Source organism: Streptomyces triculaminicus, assembly GCF_017349075.1.
Taxonomy (GTDB): Bacteria; Actinomycetota; Actinomycetes; order Streptomycetales; family Streptomycetaceae; genus Streptomyces; species Streptomyces triculaminicus.
Genome location: NZ_JAFMOF010000002.1, coordinates 540,933 through 560,941 on the forward strand (window position 1 = coordinate 540,933; position 20,009 = coordinate 560,941).

Sequence of the window (20,009 nt, forward strand, 5' to 3'; positions counted from 1 at the left end):
GAAGGGGGAGCGGCCAGGGTCACTAGGCGTTGCTCCACCCGGCTGTGCTGGAATACGAGTCAAGCAGGTCGACCACGAAGACCAGGGTCGAGCCCGGCGGGATCAACGGCGAGGGCGACTGTTTGCCGTAGCCGAGACGCGGGGGAACGATGATCTCGCGCCGACCGCCGACCTTCATCCCCCTCACCCCCCGGTCCCAGCCCTTGATGACCCTGCCACTGCCCAGGGCGAACTTGAACGGCTGGCCCCGGTCCCAGGAGGCATCGAACTCCTTCCCGGACTCGAAGGTCACCCCGACATAGTGGACCCTGACCACCATGCCCGGCTTCACCTCGGCCCCGTCCCCGACGACCAGGTCCCGGATGGTCAGCTCGGTGGGAGCGTCACCCTCCGGAACCTCGACCTCGGGCTTCGTCGGTTCACTCATTGCAGCCTCATCACTCTCCGTCGAAAGCCCCGGCACGGACCAGCCGGACACGTGGGCACCCCATGCAGCAGATGGTCACGCTACCGAGAATGCCGATTCCCGGTGCACACCGAATCCAGCGGCCACACATGATGACTTTCGCATAGCCGATGAACGCGACCTCGCGCGCACGGGTCACGCAGCAATCGCCCGAACCGAAACAAGGCGCAGACGGCTGCCGGCGCACTGCGAGATGTCTTGATTCGCTCGGTCGACAGTCCGGCGTCATGGCTGAGCACCTTATGTCGACCGCGTCGTGGATCAGCCCAACAATGACCGTCCAGGCATGGCGACGGCGCGTGCCTCGAGACCGCGTTGGTTGCGCAAGGCTGACATTGGTCCGTGACTGGTCCGGAAGCCTTGATCAGGCGGATGGGCAAACTGGGTTGAAGCATCTCAAATAGGCTAAGCGGCATGCTTACGCCTTGCTGGGCTGTGGGAGGAAGCTCGGCTCTCAACTCCGCCGTTTGGCAGCTTCGTTGCTCGCTTGCAAGCCATTTCGTTTGGTGTGATCTTGCGGGATCGTGGTGGGGTGACGACGAAGCTTGTTGAGAGGTTGGTGCCGGACGGGTTGTGGGAGTTGTTCCAGCGGGTCGTGCCGCCTGCGCCGGTACGCCCGCAGGGCGGGGGCCGGCGGCGGCACGGCGACCGTGAAGTGCTGGCCGCGATCGTGTTCGTTGCCACGTCAGGATGCTCATGGCAGCAGCTTCCGCCCGGGTTCGGGCCCTCTGGAGTCACCGCCTTCCGGCGGTTCACCGAGTGGTCGCAGGCCCGGGTCTGGGCCAAGCTCCACCGTCTGGTCCTCGATGAGCTGGGTGCCCGGGGCGAGCTGGACTGGTCGCGGTGCGCGATCGACTCGGTCAGCGTCCGGGCCCTCAAAGGGGGCGGCTGACGGGACCGAATCCGACCGACCGGGGCAAGAAAGGGTCCAAGATTCACCTCATCGTCGACCGCAACGGCCTGCCACTCTCGATCGGCATCTCCGCGGCCAACACCCACGACAGCCAGGGCTTCGAGCCCCTCGTACGCGGCATACTGCCCATCCGCTCCCGCCGCGGACCCCGGCGACGCCGACCCGCGAAACTGCACGGTGACAAGGGCTACGACTACCCCCACCTGCGGCGATGGCTCCGATCCCGGGGCATCACGCCCCGCATCGCCCGCCGGGGAGTCGAGAACTCGGAGCGTCTCGGCGACGGCGGCTACTTCAACATCCGCGCGCTGCTCGTCGTGCTGCTTGCCATGGTTTTCCTGCTGGGCGGAGTGAAGGAGAGCGCCAGGGCCAACACGGTCATGGTTGTCGTGAAGATTGCGACGCTCGTGCTCTTCTGCACGGTGGCTCTGATGGGTGTCCGCGCGGGCAACTTCTCGCCCTTCATACCGCTGGGCGTGGCTGGTGTCAGCGCTGCTGGCCGACCTTGTTCTTCTCCTACGTCGGATTCGACGCTGCGTCGACAGCGGGGGAGGAAGCGCGAGACGCGAAGCGTGACATGCCGCGGGCCATCATGCTCTCGCTTGGCATCGTCACTATCCTGTACTGCCTCGTTGCGGCGGCGGTGGGTGCCATGCCGTGGCAGGGCTTCGAGGGTTCGGCGGCTGCACTCGCCAGCATCATGAAGGACGTCACCGGACAGAGCTCCTGGGCTGTGCTGCTGGCGGCGGGCGCTGTGGTGGCGATCGCGAGCGTGGTCCTGACGGTGTTGTACGGACAGACGAGGATCCTGTTCGCGATGTCGAGGGACGGCCTGGTGCCGGCTGTGTTCTCCAAAGTCTGTCCCCGTACGGGTGCTCTGCGGGCGAATACGGTGATCGTGTCTGTGTTCTGCGGTGTCCTGGCGGCGGCCGTGCCCCTGAAGCAGCTTGCGGATGCGACGAGCATTGGCACTCTGTTTGCCTTCGCGCTTGTCAACGTCGCGGAAATCGTTCTCCGACGCAGGCGTCCGGAAATTCCGCGCGCCTTCCGGGCTCCCCTGTTTCCGTTCGACCCTGCCGTTGGGTTCATCCTCTGTGTGCGGAGGATGGGTGATCTGGGTGCCGTGACATGGCAGGTTTTCGGGATCTGGGCGGCCGTCGGTCTGGCCATCTACTTCGGCTATGGCAGGCAGCGCTCCCGATTGGCTATGGCAGAGATGGGGTCGGCCAGCCATGCCCAGGGCGAATGAGATCGATGAGGCCATAGTGTGTGCCCCGTCTGCGGACGCCCGCCGGTCGTACGCCGATATCGGCGCGGAGGTAGGCCGTTCAGCGCCAGCCATCAAGCGCCGTGCGACAAGCTGTGCGAGGAGGGCGCGATCCTGGGCTTCACTATCTGTTTCGACCCGGTCTTGCTTGACTGGCGGACCGAGGGAATCATCGAGCTTTACTGCTGCCGCAACACGGCAATGGGAATGATTCAGTGCGCCTTATCGCACTACCCTGAGATAGTTCTGCTTCGACTATCACGGGTGAGGTGGATGCCCTGGTACAGGTCTCTGCTTCAGACGCGAGGCATTTTTATCAAGTGCTGAAGCTCATAGCGGCCGAGCCTTTCGTTGAGCGCACAAAATCGTCGCTTGCCCTATCCCTTCTGATCTGCAGAACGCGTCGGAACTCAATCCGCTGATAGACCGCTTCGCAGTGAGGTGTACTCCGCTCAGCTCACCTCTTTTATTGAATGAGAAACAACCTCTCGTGGTGGCCGGGAAACCCGGCCACTATTTTTTGCAGCCCAGTCGCCGCAAGGGTGGATTTCGCGCCAGCGGTGCACGTTTCAGCCATATCGTCTTTTGTGCTCGTAGTGTGCTTCACGTCACAGCTTCAAGATCATCTCGGGCTGTAAGGTTTCAATCGCCGCCCGCGCAATCAGTGGCGGATATTTCTTGGTCGGCATGTACGTGCCGTTGCTTAAGGATGAAAGTTGATCAGAACTAAGCTCATTATTACGGGCGCCGCTGTTGCTGTTGGCGCCACGATCTTTGCTGCTACGGCGGCTTCTGCCGATCCCGTAGCATCTGCCTCTCAGGACGAGACCACCGCAATTGCTTTCCGAGAGGTCTCGGCCGAACCGGAAAAGGTTGTTGACGGCGAGGCGGCGCCGGCTGGATGGGGGTCTTTCGCTGCAAAGGCTGCTGGCGCTTTCATCGGTAACGCGGCTTGGGAAGGTGCGAAGCAGGTTGACTGGGGCGCACCCGCGCGCAAGGCAGGAGACAACGTGAACTTCCGACGGGGCGGTGCTGCTGCTCATCAGGAGACCAGCGGAAATGGTTTGTCCCGCGCCTTCGACTGACAGCAGTACATGAACATTTCTGTGCGGCGGGCGCCTCGATCTGGCCCGCCGCACAGGCGTTACCCCGGAAGGCAAGTAGCAGTGGATAGTTCGGATTCCCAAAGAGCATCGATCGTACAGTGGAGCAGAGCCAAGCGATCGGCCTTTGTTGCAGCCGGGGCCATGATGGTCCTGGCCCTGGCTTTTCATTTCTCGATGACGGCTCTTTACAACACCCCCTTTAATCCGATCAAAGAGAAGTATGGTGAGGAAATCAACTCCTATATGTCCCCGCACTTTAGTCAGGACTGGCATCTCTTCGCCCCGAATCCTGTCGACACGGACTCCGGAGTGCTCATCAGGGCGAAGAAGAAGAGCCCGGACGGATCGGTTGTGGTGACCAAATGGTCCGATGTCACTTCACCGAATCTCAAGAAGCTGTACGCGGAAAGGTTGTGGCCTTCGAGGGCCACACGCGTACCCAGTGGCGTGGTCCATCAGTTGGAGTCCTGGCAAGATCCGGAGCTTGAGAAGCTGCGGAGCAAAAAGGAGGAGGACGGCGCCGACGGCACAGGCTCCAAGATACAGGAGCGAAAGGATAGCGATCCTCCGCTTTCCCAGGCTGAGGAGAAAGCCCGGGACGAGGCGATTCGATTCACTCAGGGATTCGTCGGCACGGAAGCTGAGAAGCGGTGGGGAAAAGGCATCGAATATGTGCAGGTAAGGATTGTTCGAAACGAGTATCCGCGATTTTCCCAGCGGTACGCGCGGGAAACAAAGGGAAAGATCTCCTACTACGATCTGGCTTGGATGAAGCCGGTTAAGGTCAAGCGGTGAACAGCAGCATTAGCGGCACGGGGGCCGGGGCCCTGATCCTTGACGCCAAAATAAGGATCTACTCCTGGCTGGAATATTTCAGCGGTAGGCGGTATGGGCTTATCGGCGCTGCACTCGCGCGGGTTGTGCTCGGCGGTGTGGGTCTCTACTTTTATCTGCGGGATTACTTTGATCGCAGTTTTCTCTGGGGTCCGGAAGGCGTGTGGCCCTGGCGAAATTTCACGGCGCCCGAGAATGAAGCCTTCTCTCTTTATTCTGTCGCAAAAACTGACGCCTGGTTCGAGCTCGTATTCCACGTTGGCGTCATCGTCGCCCTGCTGTTTACGCTGGGCTGGAAGACGCGCATAACAACGGCGCTTCACTACGTCTTTCTGTGGTCATTGCAGCAGAGGAACCCGCTGATTCTGGATGGTGGAGACAATGTTACTGCCATAGTCCTAGTCTTCTTCATATTTATTGACTCAAGCGCATGCCTGTCTCTCGATGCCCGCATAAAAAGGCGGAAGGAGGTGAGTTCCGAAGGTATATCGATGCGGAAGAGGATTCTCTCTCCTGCACCATGTCGGCCTCCTTGCTGTAATTCTTCAAGTGTGCACCGTCTACCTAGTTTCGGGTATGTACAAAGTTCAAGGTGAGCGCTGGCAGAACGGCACAGCGATTTACTACATCCTTCGTGTCGGTGAGTTCGGGTGGCCTGGGGTAAATCGCTTTATCTATGAACACGCCACGCTTGTCGTTGCGGCCACGTATGCGACAGTGTTCTTCCAAATTGCATTCTCATTCCTCCTCCTGAAACGTTCACTGCGCCCCTTTGCTGTCGCCGGAGGGATCCTCTTGCATCTGGGCATCGGACTTTTCATGTCCGGTCTCGTGACTTTTTCTGCCACCATGATCGCCCTGGAGCTGGTCATCATGGGAGACGGTCACTACAAGCGGCTCGCCGACAGGGTCCGTAAGGCTTTGGGGAGCCGCAAAGACCTAGCGGCAACAGTTCTGGCTGAACCCGTTAAATCTTCCTAAGAAAGGTGACTAGTGTGCGGCCGACCCGATCGTGGAAAAAGCAATGGTGGCTCCGTATTTTTGCCTCACTGGGCGTGTCGGCCTCAATCACCTTGACGGCAGTCGCATTCCTCGCACCGCGTCCGGCTCACCTCAGTGGCAGGACTACAGGGGATCGTCAGCTCGCGGAGCGCGTTCGTACGGCTGTGGGGGCTTCTCCGGGTTACCGCGGGCTTTCGGTCGCGTTCCTCGACCGTGATCAAATCCGTCTTGCAGGCCTGGGGGACTCAGGTAATCCAGAACGACCGGATGTCGACGAGTCCACCGTATTTGAGGCAGGCTCGCTCGGGAAACCCATGACAGGGATGCTGCTCGCCGAGCTTTCAGAGCACGACGGTCTACCGCTTGACTCTCCGCTGGAGAGGCTCTTGCCCAGCATGCAATTCGATGACCCAGCGCTGAAGGCGGTCACCCTCAGAGACCTGGCCAGCCACCGGTCGGGGCTGGACCAGATGCCGTCGAATATCGACATGTTCCTTCGCGACACGAGCTCACGAATATTTGGCAATGATCCGTACCGAGGATTAACGGAGAAGCACGTCTTTGCTGCGGCAGAGAATGCTGCTGTCAGCAGTGTCGGAAGATTCCAGTACTCTAACCTTGGTATGGCTCTCGCAGGCCATACCGCTGCCCGTGTCGTGGGAAAGCCCTATGTCGAACTGCTGAAAAATAATGTGCTTACGCCATTGCAGATGAACAGCACCAGAATTGTGCAACGCGAGGCTGATATTCCAGCCAGAAGTGCGACGGGGCAGAAGGCTGCAGGGGCCACCATGCAGCACTGGATCGCCTCGGGCTACTCACCAGCCGGCGACATCTGGACCACCAGCAAGGATATGGCTCTCCTGCTGAGGTCCGTGGCACTCGGCGTCGGCCCGGGTGCAGACGCGGCCACGCCGCGGTTCGACGCCGGTCACGCCCGGCAGATCGGCCTGGGCTGGTACACCACCTCCATAGAAGGCCGGGACATCACCTGGCACGACGGCGCTACCGGCGGCTTCACCTCCTACATGGGCTTCGACCGGAACAGCAAACAGGGCGTGGTGGTTCTGTCGAACACGGACCAGCCGGTAGTGGCGATCGGCCAACGGCTCCTGGGACTCACTCCAGACGGCCCGCAGCCACGCTCGCCCCGCACGGCCGTCACCCTGCTGTGCATCGCCGGCGCCGCCCTTCCCGCCCTCTACGTCATGCTCCTCAGGCGCCCCACGGCTCTCTACCGGACATACCTCATGCTGAGTCTTGCCTTCGGAACGACGCTCCTCGTGCTGGTGCGCCGTCTCGGAGACTGGCTCACCGTCCCGCCGACATCGTGGGCTCTCGGGTGCGGTCTACTCGCACTCGCTGCATGCCAATCGGCCACGAAACAAACCTCGACAGCCAGCCACCCGCATGCCCCTTCTCCACTCAAGACAACGTTGCTCGGGAGCCGGTACGCGATGCTTCTGCTGGCCCTCCTCCTGCTCGCCACCGTCGCTGTTCTCTAAAACAGCGAATGGCCATACCCCCATGCTGCTCACAGCACCGCCCGACTCCCGTCACCACAACACGTCACCCGAGCAGCGAAAACGCCTCAGGAGCCCCTATGAGCCAAACAGACGTAGCGGTGGTAGGCACCGGTCCCAACGGCCTGGCCGCCGCAGCAACCCTGGCCCGCGCTGGACTCCGCGTCGATCTTTACGAGGCCAAGGAGTCCATCGGCGGCGGTCTGCGCACCGAGTCTCTCTTCGACACAGACGTCGTACACGATATCTGCGCAGCCGTACACCCCATGGCTGCGGCTTCCCGGTTCTTCCGCGAGTTCGACCTCTCCGCGCGCGGCGTGGAACTCCTGCAGCCCGAGATCAGCTACGCCCACCCCCTGGACGGCCGCCGCGCCGCCCTCGCGTTTCACGACCTGGACGCCACCTGTGAGCACCTGGGCCCAGACGGAGCCCGGTGGCGGGCCATGATGGAACCACTGATTCGTCACAGCGCCGGTGTTGTCGACCTGTTCCTCTCCGGGCAGCGCAGTATCCCCCGCGACCTCCTGGCTCCTCTGCTCTTGGCGCCCTGGGTCCTCGCCCACGGCAGCCCGCTCGCGCCCAGGCTGTTCCGTACAGAACAGGCACGTTCGTTGCTGACGGGCGTCGCCGCGCATGCCGTCGGGAGGCTGCCCAGCCTCGCCTCCGGCGCGGTCGCCCTGCTGCTGGGACACCTCGCGCACGGCACGGGCTGGCCCATACCGCAGGGCGGCAGCGCCCGCATCGCCCAGACACTGGCCGACGACATCACTGCACATGGCGGCAAGATTCACACCGGGCGACGCATCACCGATCTGAAGCAACTTGGCCACGCAAAGACCGTGCTGCTCGACACCAGCCCGAAGGGCTTTGTGCAGATCGCCGGCAACAGGCTACCCAGCCGCTATACGCGCAGCCTCGCGCGCTTTCGCTACGGGCCTGCTGCCGCCAAGGCCGACTTCCTCGTCTCTGACCCGATCCCCTGGAGCGATCCCGAGGTCGCCAAGGCAGGAACAGTCCACCTCGGCGGCACACAACGCGAGATGTTCCTCCAGGAGACCCTCACCTCGAAAGGCGTCGCCACCACCGAGCCCTTCGTGCTGGTGGTCGACTCCATGGCGACCGACCCCGGGCGAGGGCTACCCGGCAAGCGCCCCGTATGGGCGTACGCGCACGTACCCAACGGCGACACGCGCGACCCGCTCGAGATCGTGCGCGCCCGCATCGAGCGCTATGCCCCCGGTTTCACCGACACAGTGATTGCCCAGCGCGGCATCACCGCCTCCGCATACGAGTCGTACAACCCGAACTATGTCGGCGGGGACATCGGATCCGGTGCCCTCACACTCACCCAGAGCATCCTGCGGCCTATGCCTCAGATCGATCCATATCGCACGCCCCTGCCTGGCGTATACCTGTGCTCCGCTTCCACACCGCCCGGTCCCAGCGTGCACGGCATGTCCGGCTACCTCGCCGCCCTCTCTGCGCTGCGCCGCGAGTACGGAATCCGCACGCCTCCGTCCCTCTCGCCGCGCTCCCCCGCTTCCAGGTCATTTAGCGACAAAACCGAGCCAACACCCTGAAAAGGAATACGGTGATACGCACCCACGCGCAGGAACGCCCTTACGACCTGCGCCATGCAGGTATCTCGTTTTGGCTCCACTCCGGCGTCGATCCAGCGGAGTGCGCGCGGCGCGCTAGCCAGAGCGTCGAGGTCCTGTTCAGGGTGTACGTCAAGGTACTCGCGCATTCATAGGAGCGCGCTAACCAGCGCATCGAGGCCGCCATGCAGGCGTGGCGTGAGCGTTAGCTTTGAGCTTCCCGGCATGCTATTGGAGGCACAGTTAAATAGTCGTGAACAGCACTTTTTCGGCTGCCATGACCATGAGGATCAAGGCGCTTGCGAGAAGGTATCGCGTGGCGCGCTGGAGTTTGGCGGCTCTCAATTGATGGACGCATATACAGCGCCAGAGCTCGATAATTGCAGCATCCGTGACCTCTTCAACTCTCTGTGCAGTGAAGCAGACTTGGAAGTCTTCTGGCGAAGTGATTTCGTCTGTCGTGTCCCTGTAGCTGAAGGCGATCGATAGCGCAGATCCCGTGGGGCGGGACAGCGACGGCGTCGGGGGCTCGTGAGCACGCCGATGGCCTGAACAGTCGAGTATGCGCCTATTGTCAGGGCGATAAGCGCTGTTACTCCTATGGCGAACGCCCCAGGTGAGGATGAGGAGCCGGAGGTGAAGACAATTCCAGCGATCACAAGGGCGTTCGCGCTCAGTAAGGCGCTCGCGCGGGTTACCAGCCCGAGACGAAGCTGATCAGACCGGCTCAGGTGCCATTGGGCGAGATCGAGCATCTCCTTGGCGGACATGGTCTCGCTCACTGGCATCGCCGACCTTCCGGTTCTGCGCCGCATACGCTCGCCAACGATCTGACCGTGCCCGGAACTGTTGCTCGGTAACCATGTCCGGAAGTGTTCATGCGGCCACTAGTCGACGCTTGTCGAGCAGCTGACTGCGACTTGTCTCATCCGTGGATTCGGCGACCTGCAGCACCGTTCGAGTGTTTCTGGTGGACAGCTTGGCCCGTGACTGGCCCGCAGTCGCTGGTCAACCCTGGGATCTGGGTGAGACAGATCGGCATATAAGCCCTGAATCAACAATCCTGATTCATCGGCACCTTCCGCCGTGGCGAAGAGCCTCCGACTGCTTCCCTACAGGTCGGAGGCCCTTTTCCGTACTCCTAGAAGAACCCCAGCCGCTTCGCCGAGTAGCTCACCAGCAGGTTCTTCGTCTGCTGGTAGTGGTTCAGCATCATCTTGTGGGTTTCCCTGCCGATGCCCGACTGTTTGTAGCCGCCGAAGGCGGCGTGGGCCGGGTAGGCGTGGTAGCAGTTGGTCCAGACTCGGCCTGCCTGGATGGCTCGGCCGGCTCGGTAGGCGGTGGTGCCGTTGCGGGTCCAGACGCCGGCGCCCAGGCCGTAGAGGGTGTCGTTGGCCAGGGTGACGGCGTCGTCGAGGTCGGTGAAGGAGGTTACGGCGACGACGGGGCCGAAGATCTCCTCCTGGAAGATCCGCATGCGGTTGTTGCCCTCGAAGATGGTGGGCTGGACGTAGTAGCCGCCGGCGAGTTCGCCGTCGAGGTGGGCGCGGGCGCCGCCGGTGAGGGGGCGGGCGCCTTCCTGGCGGGCGATGTCGAGGTAGGAGAGGATTTTTTCCAGCTGGTCGTTGGAGGCCTGGGCGCCGATCATCGTGTCGGTGTCCAGGGGGTGGCCGGGGCGGATGAGTTCGGTGCGGGCGACGGCGGCGTCGAGGAAGGCGGCGTAGTGGCCGCGCTGGACGAGGGCCCGGGAGGGGCAGGTGCAGACCTCGCCCTGGTTGAGGGCGAACATGGTGAAGCCCTCGAGGGCCTTGTCGAGGAAGTCGTCGTCGGCGGCGGAGACGTCGTCGAAGAAGATGTTGGGGCTCTTGCCGCCCAGTTCGAGGGTGACCGGCTTGAGGTTCTCCGAGGCGTACTGCATGATCAGCCGGCCCGTGGTGGTCTCGCCGGTGAACGAGATCTTGGCCACCCGGGGGCTCGAGGCCAGCGGCTTGCCGGCCTCGACGCCGAAGCCGTTGACGACGTTCACCACGCCCGGCGGGAGCAGGTCCGCCACGAGGTCGAGCCAGATGTGGATGGAGGCGGGGGTCTGCTCGGCCGGCTTGAGGACGGCGGTGTTGCCGGCGGCCAGGGCGGGGGCCAGCTTCCAGGCGGCCATCAGGATGGGGAAGTTCCAGGGGATGATCTGCGCGACGACGCCCAGGGGCTCGTGGAAGTGGTACGCGACCGTGTCCTCGTCGAGTTCGGAGAGGCCGCCTTCCTGGGCGCGTATGGCGCCCGCGAAGTAGCGGAAGTGGTCGATGGCGAGCGGGATGTCCGCGGCGAGCGCCTCGCGGATCGGCTTGCCGTTCTCCCAGGTTTCGGCGACCGCCAGGATCTCGAGGTTCTGCTCCATGCGGTCGGCGATGCGGTGCAGGACGAGGGCGCGTTCGGCGGGGGAGGTGCGGCCCCAGGCGGGGGCGGCGGCGTGGGCGGCGTCCAGGGCGCGTTCGACGTCCTCGGCGGTGCCGCGCGCGATCTCGGTGAAGGGGAGGCCGGTCACCGGGGTGGGGTTCTCGAAGTACCGGCCCTGCTTGGGCGGTACGTACTCGCCGCCGATCCAGTGGTCGTAGCGCGGCCGGTAGCTGACGATGGCCTCGGGGGAGCCCGGGCTGGCGTAACGGGTCATGCCGCGGACGCTAGACCCGCGCGGGTTGCGCGAACGTTGCCCGCAAGCCCCGCGCACGCGCCGCCACCGCGCCGCGGTGCGGGGCGCTCTCCGGCAGCGCCGCCAGGAGCCGCTCCCACACCTCCAGGTCGTCCTCGCCCCACGGGCTGTCGGCCCACAGCTGGAGCGCCGCCGCGTCCCCGCTGCCCAGGACCGCCCGCCGCAGCCGGTCCTCCAGCAGCCGGCGCAGCCGGCACACGCCCGGCGCCTCCGACGCCGGCAGCAGCGGGCCGTCGTACGCCCGGACCGCCGCCCGCAGGTCGCCCTCCGCCAGCCGCCGCTCCACGTCCGCAGCGTCCGTCTCGACCCGTCCCGTCACCCGGTACGGACGGGAGGCCAGCAGGTCGCCGGCCAGCCGGCGCAGGCGCGAGATCTCCGCGCGCAGCGTCACCATGGGCACCGGGCGGTCCCCGTACAGCGCGTCGGACAGCCGTTCGCCGGTCAGGCCGTCGGGGTGCGCGGCCAGCAGGACCAGGATTTCGCTGTGCCGCCTGCCCAGCCGTACGCGCCGTCCGTCCGTCGTCAGCAGCGCCTCGTCCCGGCCCAGTGCCGACAGCGCGTTGCGGGGGACGGGGGCCTCGGCCGCCAGGTGGGCCTCGGCCGCGCGCGCGGTGGCCTGGACCAGGGCCAAACTGTGCGGGGCCGCCAGGTGGTCGCCGCCGGTGATGTCCACCGCGCCCAGCAGCCGGCCCGTGGCGGGGTCGTGGACGGGGGCGGCGGCGCAGGTCCAGGGCTGGGCCAGGCGGTTGTAGTGCTCGGTGGCGAAGATCTGCACGGCGTGGTCCAGGGCCAGCGCCGTGCCCGGCGCGTTGGTGCCGGCGTGCCGTTCGTCCCAGCGGGCGCCGGGGACGAAGTTCATCTGCTCGGCGCGGCCGCGAACGCCCGCGTGGCCCTCCACCCACAGCATCCGGCCCGAGGCGTCGCAGACCGCGAGGAGGTGGGCCCCGTCGTCGGCGATCGAGCCCAGGAGCTCGCGGAAGAGGGGCATCGCGCGGGCCAGTGGGTGTGCGCGGCGGTAGCCCTCCAGGTCGGCGTCGGTCAGCTCGAGCGGTGCCACGAACTCCGGCGCGGGCAGCGCCGCGGCCGAGCGGCGCCAGGAGTCGGCGACGACCGTACGCAGCGCCGGGTCGATCTCCCGGCCGGAGACGAACGCGCCGAGCTCCCCGCCGGAGACGAACGCCGCGTGCGCGGAACCGACCGCGCCCCTGCGCTCGGCGGGATCGACGCCGGACGCCATCGCCAGCCACGGGTTGACCACGTGGCCCTCCCCTCCCATGGAGTCGGCCGCCCGCCGAACGATACCGCTCAACTCCGGTGCCGTTGAGGGTCGTCGCGGGTACAACCACGTCAGGGAAAGCTTGCGGTGCACACGTCACAGCGGCGACGCTGCCCCCTGCAGCAACGGCAACTCCCTTACGTACGAGCAGAATCCAGCACTTCCGAATGTCAGCACTCCCGAATGGAAAGACAGCCATGCGCCAGGTCCTCGCCGACATAGTCGAACGCACCCTCGCCGCCTACGTGACCACATTCCTCGGTCTGATCATCGCCGACGGGTTCGACCTCACCGACGTCTCCGCGCTCAAGGCCGCGGCCATCGCCGCGCTGCCCGCCGCGCTGTCGGTGATCAAGGGCGCGATCGGCAGCCGCATCGGCGACAAGGGCAGCGCGGCCTGGCTCCCGCGGCGCGCCGACCGGGACGCCTCGTCCGGGGCGCGGTAGCGGAAGGGCGTCGTTCTAGTCGTTCTAGCGGTAGCGGAACGGCGTCGTTCACACGGGGTGTGCGCGGAGCACCCGCGCACACCCCCTCGCACACGCTCCCGCCCGGCGCCGGTACGCGGTTGACTCGATCTCGCGAGTCCCACTGGCGCGACGGGACCGGGTTGCCGGTCATTCCCCCCGAGCCGGCGGCCCACCGCCCCGTACCGCCGGGCGGACGGTACGGGGCGGAGCCATGCGCCCGGGCGGGGGGTCGTACGGGCATCTTCGCGCCCCCGGTGTCGGGCCGCGGGGGACGGGTGCAACGATGTCCCCGTCATGAAAGAAGGGCAGCAGACCGGACAGGGGCCGCGCACGCTGCGAGCCGGTGTGTTCGCAGCGGTCTGTGTGCTGCTCGCCGCCCTGGGCCACGCCGTCATGTCCGGGACGACCGTCCCGTGGTGGGCCATAGCCGTCGCGCTGACGGTGACGGGAAGCTGTGCGTGGTTCCTCGCGGGCCGCGAGCGCGGCCCGCTGCTGATCACGCTCGCGACGGTGGGCGCGCAGACGGGGCTGCACTCCTTCTTCTCACTCGCCCAGAACGTCGCCCGGAACGTCGTGCTCACCGCGGCCACCCCGGGCTCCGGCCCCCTCCCGCAGGTACCCGGTGACGCGACCTGCGGCGGCATTCCCCCGGCCGACCCGGCCTCCGGCATGGGCGTGCCGCCCGTGCCCCTGGACCCGGGCATGAGCATGGGCGGCATGCACGCCGGCCACGGCGCCTTCGGCATGTGGTCCGCGCACATCCTGGTCGCCCTCGTCTGCGGCCTGTGGCTCTCCGGCGGCGAACAGGCGGCCTTCCGCCTCGGCCGGACCCTCGGCGCGCGGCTCTTCGCGCCGCTGCTCTTCCTCTTCCACGACGTACCGGCCCGCCCGGGCCCGCCGCGCGTCCGCGCCTCCCAGGCGCGCGCCGCGCAACGGCTGCGGCAGCTGCTGTACGCCCACGTCCTCGCCCAGCGGGGTCCTCCGGCGGCCCTCGTCGCCGTCGCCTGACGGCGGCCGACAGGCCGTATCCACGTCACCGGGCCGGCCCGCCCATGAGGCCGGGCGCCCGGATTCCAGGAAGGACCCAGGGCGATGACCCCTGCCCTCATCCCGCCGGCGCCGCCGGAACCGTCACCTTCGCCGAGCCGTTCCCGCCGTTCGGACCGTTTCCGCCAGCCCTCGTCCGGCCGCTCACGCCAGGTCGAGAGCCGCCGCGAGGACTCTCAGCCGGCGCGCCCGTTCGCCCCAGCCGTGGCAGTCGGCGCATGCGTCCAGATGCGCGTCGAGCGCCTCGGGACGGACATCCGGCGGCAGCTCCTCGCCGTCGACGCGGGCGGATATGGCGGTACGGGCCTCACTGCAGTGCACCCCGCCATCGTCCCCGGCGGCCGCCGCGCCCCGCGCACCACCCCCCGTGCGGGAGGCCGACGTGCGTGACGACGAGAGTGTGACCGCCTGGGCGCTCGCCGCGCGCGGCGGCGACGCCGACGCGGTGGAACGTTTCATCCGCGCTACGCAGAACGACGTACGGCGCTACGTGGCCCGCCTGAGCAACGATCCGCAGGGCGCGGACGACCTCGTACAGGAGACGTACCTGCGGGCCCTGCGTTCGCTGCCGCGCTTCGAGGGCCGTTCCTCGGCCCGGACCTGGCTGCTGTCCATCGCCCGCCGGACGGTCGTGGACCGGCTGCGCTTCCAGGCCGCCCGCCCGCGGCTGTCCGACACGGACGACTGGCAGTCGGCCGCCGAGCGCGCCCAGTCCGCGGAGCTGCCGGGCTTCGACGAGGGCGTCGCGCTCTCGCAGCTGCTCGACCGGCTGCCCTACGAGCGGCGTGAGGCGTTCGTCCTCACCCAGATGCTGGGGCTGCCGTACGCGGAGGCCGCGATCGTCGCGGGCTGCCCGGTCGGTACGGTCCGCTCCCGCGTGGCGCGGGCGCGCGAGGCGCTGATCGTGCAGCTGGAGACGGCCGAGCGGGCGGTGAGCGCGTCCGCGCCGCCCGCGGTGCGGATGCCCGCCGTCCCTGCCGTCCGCGCCTCCGCGCGGGCGGCGCGCGTCCCGGCGCTCGCGGGGTAGCGGCCCGCCGCACCCATGACGAGGGGGGCCACGGTATACGGACGTACACCGTGGCCCCCCTCGCGCGTCCTCGGCGCCCTCAGCTGCCCGGGCGCACGACCACCGCCTCCGCCCGGACCACACCGCTCTCGCGGAAGCGCAGGACGAGCGGGAGCCGCTCGCCGACCTGCAGCTTGGGCGGCCGGTAGACCATGATGTCCAGGCCGTGCGGCGACATCTCCAGCGTGCCGCGCGCGGGGACGGTCGCGGAGCCGACCATCTTCATGGAGCCGGCGCCGTTCTTCACCACCGTCCGGCTGAGCATCGCCCCGCCCGCCGTCGGCACGTCGACGCCGACGAGCTCGTCGGCCACGTCGCCGGTGTTGCGCAGCCGGACCGTCGCCGCCGTGTTGTCCAGGCCGAAGGGGAGCAGGACGCGGGCGTCCTCGACCGTCACCGACGCCGGGCGGCCCGCCGCCCCGGACGCCGTCCAGGCGGTCAGCCCGCCCAGGGCCAGGGCGCACGCCGCCACCGGGACGAGGGCGGCCCGGGCGGTGCTGACGAGCGAAGCCGTCGAGTCGTTCATCGGATGCCACCTCGTGCCCGTGCCGGTGTCTGTTCCTGCGCCTGTACCTGTGCCGGAGTCTCCTCCGGTGCCTGTTCCCGCGCCGGAGTCCGCTGGGGCGCGTTCCGTGCGGGCCTGTTCCGCGCGGCGCCCGCGGGGCGCGGCTGCCAGCCGCGCAGCCGCAGGCTGTTGCCCACGACCAGCAGCGAGCTGGCGGACATCGCCGCCGCCGCGAGCATCGGGCTCAGCAGCCCGACCGCGGCGAGCGGCACGGTGACCAGGTTGTAGCCGAACGCCCAGAGGAGGTTGGACCGTACGGTCAGCGAGGTGCGCCGGGCGAGGCGGACCGCGTCGGCCAGGGCGCTCATGTCCTCGCGTACGAGCGTGACGTCCGCCGCCCCGATGGCCGCGTCGGTGCCGCCGCCCATCGCGATCCCGAGGTCCGCCCCGGCGAGCGCGGCGGTGTCGTTGACCCCGTCGCCGATGACCGCGACCCGGTGGCCGCGCTCGCGCAGGGTGCGGACGAGGTCCGCCTTGTCCTCGGGGGTGGCCCGGGCGTGGACCTCGGTGATGCCCAGCTCGGTGGCGACGGCCCGGGCGGCCGCCTCGCTGTCGCCGGTGGCCAGGACCGGGCGCAGCCCGAGGCGCTTGAGGTGGTCGACGGCGCGGTAGCCGCCGGGGCGGACGGTGTCGCCGAGGGCGATGACGGCCTGCGGGGTGCCGTCGATCGTGACGACGACGGCGGTACGGCCGTGCTCCTCGGCCCGGCGCAGGGCGTCGGCGAGCGGCGGCCGCAGGGCCGCCGGGCCCTCGGCGTCGCCGGCCCGTTTCCCCTCCGGCCGGACCACCTCCACCACGCGGCCGTCCACCACGGCCCGTACGCCCACGCCCGGGGTCGCCACGAAGTCCGTCGCCGCGGGGAGGGGGGCGGAGGCCGTCGCCGACGCGTGGGCGTGGATCGCCCGGCCGACGGGGTGTTCGGAGCCGGACTCGGCCGCGGCCGCGAGGCGCAGGATCTCCTCGTCGCCGACCGGAGCGGCGGCCGGCGTGCCCGGCGCCGTCTCGCCGGCGCCCATGACCTCCGCGCCCATGACCTCCGCGCCCGTGTCCCCGGCGGCCGTGACCTCGGTGACCGTCATCGACCCGGTCGTCAGCGTGCCGGTCTTGTCCAGCACGACGGTGTCCACGCGCCGCAGGCTCTCCAGCGCCTGCGGGCCGCTGACCAGGATGCCCAGGCCGGCGCCCCGGCCGGTGGCGGCCAGCAGGGCGGTCGGCGTGGCCAGGCCCAGGGCGCACGGGCAGGCCACCACGAGCACCGCGACGGCCGCGGTGACGGCCGCCTGCGGGGAGGCGCCCGCGCCCAGCCAGAAGCCGAGCACGGTGACGGCGACGGTCAGGACCGCCGGGACGAAGACGCCCGCGATCGCGTCCGCGACGCGCTGCACGCGGGCCTTGCCCGCCTGCGCCTCCTCCACCAGGCGGGCGATGCGGGCGAGTTGCGTGTCCGCGCCGACCGCCTCGGCCCGTACCTCCAGCAGGCCGCCGGAGTTCACCGCGCCGCCCACCACGGCCGAGCCCGGCCCGGCCTCCACCGGTGCGCTCTCGCCCGTGACCAGCGACAGGTCCAGCGCCGAGCTGCCGGCCACGACCACGCCGTCGGTCGCCACCCGCTCGCCGGGCCGGACGACGAACCGGTCGCCGACCCGCAGCCGCCCGATCGGCACGCGCTCCTCGGTGCCGTCGGCCGCGCGCACCACCACGTCCTTGGCCGCGAGCGAGGCGAGCGCCCGCAGCGCGGAGCCCGTGCCGCGCCGCGCCCGTGCCTCGAGGAGCCGGCCGGTCAGCACGAACAGCGGGACGCCGACCACCGCTTCGAGGTACACGTCCGCCGTGTCGCCCATCGCCGTCGGCACGAGCGTGAACGGCATCGTCATCCCCGGCTCCCCGGCGCCGCCGAGGAAGAGCGCGTACGCCGACCAGAGGTAGGAGGCCAGGACGCCGAGGGAGACGAGGGTGTCCATGGTGGCGGCCGAGTGCCGCAGCCCGCGCAGCGCCCGCTGGTGGAACGGCCACGACCCCCACACGGCGACCGGCGAGGCCAGCACGAAGCAGAGCCACTGCCAGTTGCGGAACTGCAGCGCGGGCACCATGGACAGCACCAGCACCGGAACGGACAGAGCGGCCGTGATCATCAGCCGGTTGCGGGCCGGGGCGTCCGGCCTGCCGCCGTCGTCCTCGGCCGGCGCGTCCGGGGCCGGCGGCTCGGGCAACGCGGCCGTGAAGCCCGCGCCCTCGATGACGGCCACCAGGTCGGCGACGGTCACGGACTCCGGGTGGCTGACGCGGGCCCGGCCGGTGGCGAGGTTGACGGTCGCGCTGACGCCCTCGAGGCGGCCGACCTTCTTCTCGATGCGCGCCACGCACGCCGCGCACGTCATCCCGCCGACGACCAGTTCGGTCGTGGTGACGGCGGGGTCGGTCGTCGTACTCATCAGTGCCTCATCCCCGGCATGCCGCCCATGTCCCCGCCGGATCCGTTCTGCGAGCCCCCGCCGGAGCCGGTTCCCGACCCGGTTCCGGACCCGGAGTCGCCACCGCCGGTGCGGTGCATACCCGGTGACACCGGGCCGGCCGCCGAGCCCGCCGCGTAGGACACGCCGAAGACGGCGGACAGCAGCAGGACGAAGCCGGTCAGGGTGGCGTACGGACGAAGAGGAGGGCGTGTTCGGCGTGCGGTCATCGCCGCATCGTGACACGCCGCGAGCCGCCCGCGTCCTTCCGCGCAGCCCGCTCGGCGCGTGAGGATTATCCCTTTCGCACCCGGGAACCAGCGGGCCCCCGCAGCCGACTACCCAGAGATTGCGGCAGGTGCTTCCGCTGCTTCCGCATACGCGTACGAACCCCCGGGAACTCGCCCCGCGTTCCGTACGACTTCCTTGGGGTCCACGACTTCGCGAGGAGATCCCCACCGTGTCCCTGCCCGACCCCGTACCTCTCTACGGCCCCGAGTACAAGCGCGATCCGTACCCGCTGTACGAGCGGATGCGCGCCGCCGGCCCCGTCCACCGGGTGCTCTTCCCCAGCGGGGTCACGGCCTGGCTCGTCACCGGGCACGCCGCCGCCCAGAGGACCCTCGCGGACCCCCGGCTGGGCAAGAACCACGCGCTCGGCAACGATCGCTGGCGCGAACGCGCCTCGATCATGCCGGAGCCCCAGCACTCCCAGCTCCAGGTCCACCTGCTCCACCAGGACGCGCCGAAGCACACCGCCATGCGCCGCCTGATCACCGACGCGTTCGCGCCGCGCCGCATGGAGGAGCTGCGGCCGCGCTTCCAGGAGATGGCCGACGCGCTCGTCGATGCCATGCTCGTCGACGCCATGCCCGCCGAGGAGGGGACGGCCGACCTCGTGCGCTGCTTCGCGGCCCGCTTCCCCTTCCAGGTCCTCGCCGAGGTCATCGGGCTGCCCCCGCACCTGGCCGCCCGCTTCCGCCGCGACTGGGGCAAGGTCGTGGCGCCCGTCGGCCCCACCGACCCCGGCCGCCCCGCCTACGAGGCGCTGCTGCGCGAACTGCAGGAGTACATCGCCGAGGTCGTCGCCGACCGCCGCGAGCACCCCGGGGACGGCCTGCTCAGCCGCCTGGTCACCGCCCGCGACGAGGGCGAGCTGAGCGCGGAGGAGCTGGACTCCATGATCTTCCAGCTGCTGGTGGCGGGTCAGGAACCCGTCACCAACCAGATCACCACCGCCCTGGTGTCCCTGATGCGCCATCCGCGGGCGATGGAGCGGCTGCGGGCCGAGCCCGACCTGATGCCGGGCGCCGTCGAGGAACTGATGCGCCTCGACAGCGCCTTCGAGCTCACCACCTGGCGCTTCCTCGCCGAGGACGCCGACCTGCACGGCACCCGCGTCCCGGCCGGCGACTCCGTGATCGTCTCGCTGTGCGCCGCCAACCGCGACCCCGAGCGCTTCCCCGACCCCGACACCCTCGACCTGGACCGGGCCCAGGGCCCGCACCTGGCCTTCGGGCACGGCGTTCACTTCTGCCCCGGCGCGGCCCTGGCCCGCATCGAGATGCAGGTCGCCCTCGGCACCCTCCTCGCCCGGCTGCCGGGCCTGCGCCTGGACGTCGACGACGACGAACTGCGCTGGATCCCCGCCGTCCTCGGCCGTGGCACCGCCGAACTCCCCGTCGCCTTCGAGGGGCCCGTGTGCCCCCGCTCCCGTGGATGACC

Annotated in this window: 17 protein-coding genes and 3 pseudogenes; 13 read left to right on the forward strand and 7 right to left on the reverse strand. The window is 68.4% G+C overall.

From position 1 onward, the window contains the following. Positions 1-22: 22 nt before the first annotated feature. The gene (locus tag J1792_RS12510; protein ID WP_207247234.1) at positions 23-427 is read right to left on the reverse strand and encodes an FKBP-type peptidyl-prolyl cis-trans isomerase; all 405 of its coding nucleotides are present in this window, start codon (positions 425-427) and stop codon (positions 23-25) included. A gap of 571 nt (positions 428-998) precedes the next feature. On the opposite strand from J1792_RS12510, the pseudogene J1792_RS12515 reads away from it, so the two are divergent. From J1792_RS12515 to J1792_RS12555, 9 genes and pseudogenes are all read left to right on the forward strand, one after another. Beyond that, positions 999-1,660 (forward strand): annotated as a pseudogene (locus J1792_RS12515) (IS5 family transposase); the annotation flags it as partial. Continuing rightward, positions 1,658-2,628, forward strand: a pseudogene (locus J1792_RS12520) (amino acid permease); the annotation flags it as partial. The pseudogenes J1792_RS12515 and J1792_RS12520, both read left to right, overlap by 3 nt. Beyond that, positions 2,612-3,068 (forward strand): annotated as a pseudogene (locus J1792_RS12525) (Lrp/AsnC family transcriptional regulator). The pseudogenes J1792_RS12520 and J1792_RS12525, both read left to right, overlap by 17 nt. Positions 3,069-3,362: 294 nt before the next feature. After that, positions 3,363-3,731: a hypothetical protein gene (locus J1792_RS12530; RefSeq protein ID WP_207247235.1), complete on the forward strand. Its 369-nt coding sequence runs from the start codon at positions 3,363-3,365 to the stop codon at positions 3,729-3,731. A 162-nt stretch (positions 3,732-3,893) separates the two neighbouring features. Beyond that, positions 3,894-4,547, forward strand: coding sequence for a DUF5819 family protein (locus tag J1792_RS12535; protein ID WP_207247236.1), 654 nt, complete (start codon positions 3,894-3,896; stop codon positions 4,545-4,547). Next, the gene (locus J1792_RS12540; protein ID WP_207247237.1) at positions 4,544-5,182 is read left to right on the forward strand and encodes an HTTM domain-containing protein; all 639 of its coding nucleotides are present in this window, start codon (positions 4,544-4,546) and stop codon (positions 5,180-5,182) included. Before J1792_RS12535 ends, J1792_RS12540 begins: the two co-directional genes overlap by 4 nt. Further along, entirely contained in the window at positions 5,163-5,567 is a 405-nt protein-coding gene (locus J1792_RS12545) for an HTTM domain-containing protein (protein ID WP_242645890.1), read from the forward strand. Before J1792_RS12540 ends, J1792_RS12545 begins: the two co-directional genes overlap by 20 nt. A gap of 185 nt (positions 5,568-5,752) precedes the next feature. Beyond that, positions 5,753-7,093 (forward strand): serine hydrolase domain-containing protein, encoded by a 1,341-nt coding sequence (locus tag J1792_RS12550; RefSeq protein WP_307843032.1) that lies wholly within the window; start codon positions 5,753-5,755, stop codon positions 7,091-7,093. Positions 7,094-7,191: 98 nt separating this feature from the next. Further along, positions 7,192-8,691 (forward strand): phytoene desaturase family protein, encoded by a 1,500-nt coding sequence (locus J1792_RS12555; protein WP_207247240.1) that lies wholly within the window; start codon positions 7,192-7,194, stop codon positions 8,689-8,691. 1,159 nt (positions 8,692-9,850) lie between these two features. Here the strand turns inward: J1792_RS12555 and exaC are convergent. Then, entirely contained in the window at positions 9,851-11,374 is a 1,524-nt protein-coding gene (exaC, locus tag J1792_RS12560; protein WP_207247241.1) for an acetaldehyde dehydrogenase ExaC, read from the reverse strand. A 10-nt stretch (positions 11,375-11,384) separates the two neighbouring features. Further along, positions 11,385-12,671 carry a helix-turn-helix domain-containing protein gene (locus tag J1792_RS12565; RefSeq protein ID WP_086573221.1) on the reverse strand — a complete coding sequence of 429 codons (1,287 nt, stop codon included), beginning with the start codon at positions 12,669-12,671 and terminating at the stop codon, positions 11,385-11,387. A 215-nt stretch (positions 12,672-12,886) separates the two neighbouring features. Here J1792_RS12565 and J1792_RS12570 point away from each other — a divergent pair, with 215 nt between their 5' ends. After that, the gene (locus J1792_RS12570) at positions 12,887-13,135 is read left to right on the forward strand and encodes a holin (RefSeq protein WP_179199028.1); all 249 of its coding nucleotides are present in this window, start codon (positions 12,887-12,889) and stop codon (positions 13,133-13,135) included. Positions 13,136-13,450: 315 nt separating this feature from the next. After that, complete coding sequence (locus J1792_RS12575; protein ID WP_086573199.1) at positions 13,451-14,164, forward strand: hypothetical protein; 714 nt, start codon at positions 13,451-13,453, stop codon at positions 14,162-14,164. 183 nt (positions 14,165-14,347) lie between these two features. Here J1792_RS12575 and J1792_RS12580 read toward each other — a convergent pair whose 3' ends face one another. Next, positions 14,348-14,524, reverse strand: a complete 177-nt coding sequence (locus tag J1792_RS12580) for a zf-HC2 domain-containing protein (protein ID WP_086573201.1) — start codon at positions 14,522-14,524, stop codon at positions 14,348-14,350. A gap of 61 nt (positions 14,525-14,585) precedes the next feature. Here J1792_RS12580 and J1792_RS12585 point away from each other — a divergent pair, with 61 nt between their 5' ends. Continuing rightward, positions 14,586-15,230 carry a sigma-70 family RNA polymerase sigma factor gene (locus J1792_RS12585; protein ID WP_242705086.1) on the forward strand — a complete coding sequence of 215 codons (645 nt, stop codon included), beginning with the start codon at positions 14,586-14,588 and terminating at the stop codon, positions 15,228-15,230. 79 nt (positions 15,231-15,309) lie between these two features. Here the strand turns inward: J1792_RS12585 and J1792_RS12590 are convergent, their stop codons facing one another. The 3 genes from J1792_RS12590 to J1792_RS12600 are packed head-to-tail and all read right to left on the reverse strand — an operon-like array spanning position 15,310 to position 18,514. Next, positions 15,310-15,795, reverse strand: a complete 486-nt coding sequence (locus J1792_RS12590; protein WP_086573202.1) for a copper chaperone PCu(A)C — start codon at positions 15,793-15,795, stop codon at positions 15,310-15,312. Further along, entirely contained in the window at positions 15,792-18,266 is a 2,475-nt protein-coding gene (locus J1792_RS12595; RefSeq protein WP_086573204.1) for a heavy metal translocating P-type ATPase, read from the reverse strand. The genes J1792_RS12590 and J1792_RS12595 overlap by 4 nt, the downstream gene beginning before the upstream one ends. Then, the gene (locus tag J1792_RS12600; RefSeq protein ID WP_086573206.1) at positions 18,266-18,514 is read right to left on the reverse strand and encodes a hypothetical protein; all 249 of its coding nucleotides are present in this window, start codon (positions 18,512-18,514) and stop codon (positions 18,266-18,268) included. Before J1792_RS12600 ends, J1792_RS12595 begins: the two co-directional genes overlap by 1 nt. Positions 18,515-18,735: 221 nt before the next feature. Here J1792_RS12600 and J1792_RS12605 point away from each other — a divergent pair, with 221 nt between their 5' ends. Further along, a complete protein-coding gene (locus tag J1792_RS12605) occupies positions 18,736-20,007 on the forward strand; it encodes a cytochrome P450 family protein (protein ID WP_086573222.1) in 1,272 nt (423 codons plus the stop codon). Positions 20,008-20,009: the final 2 nt, after the last annotated feature.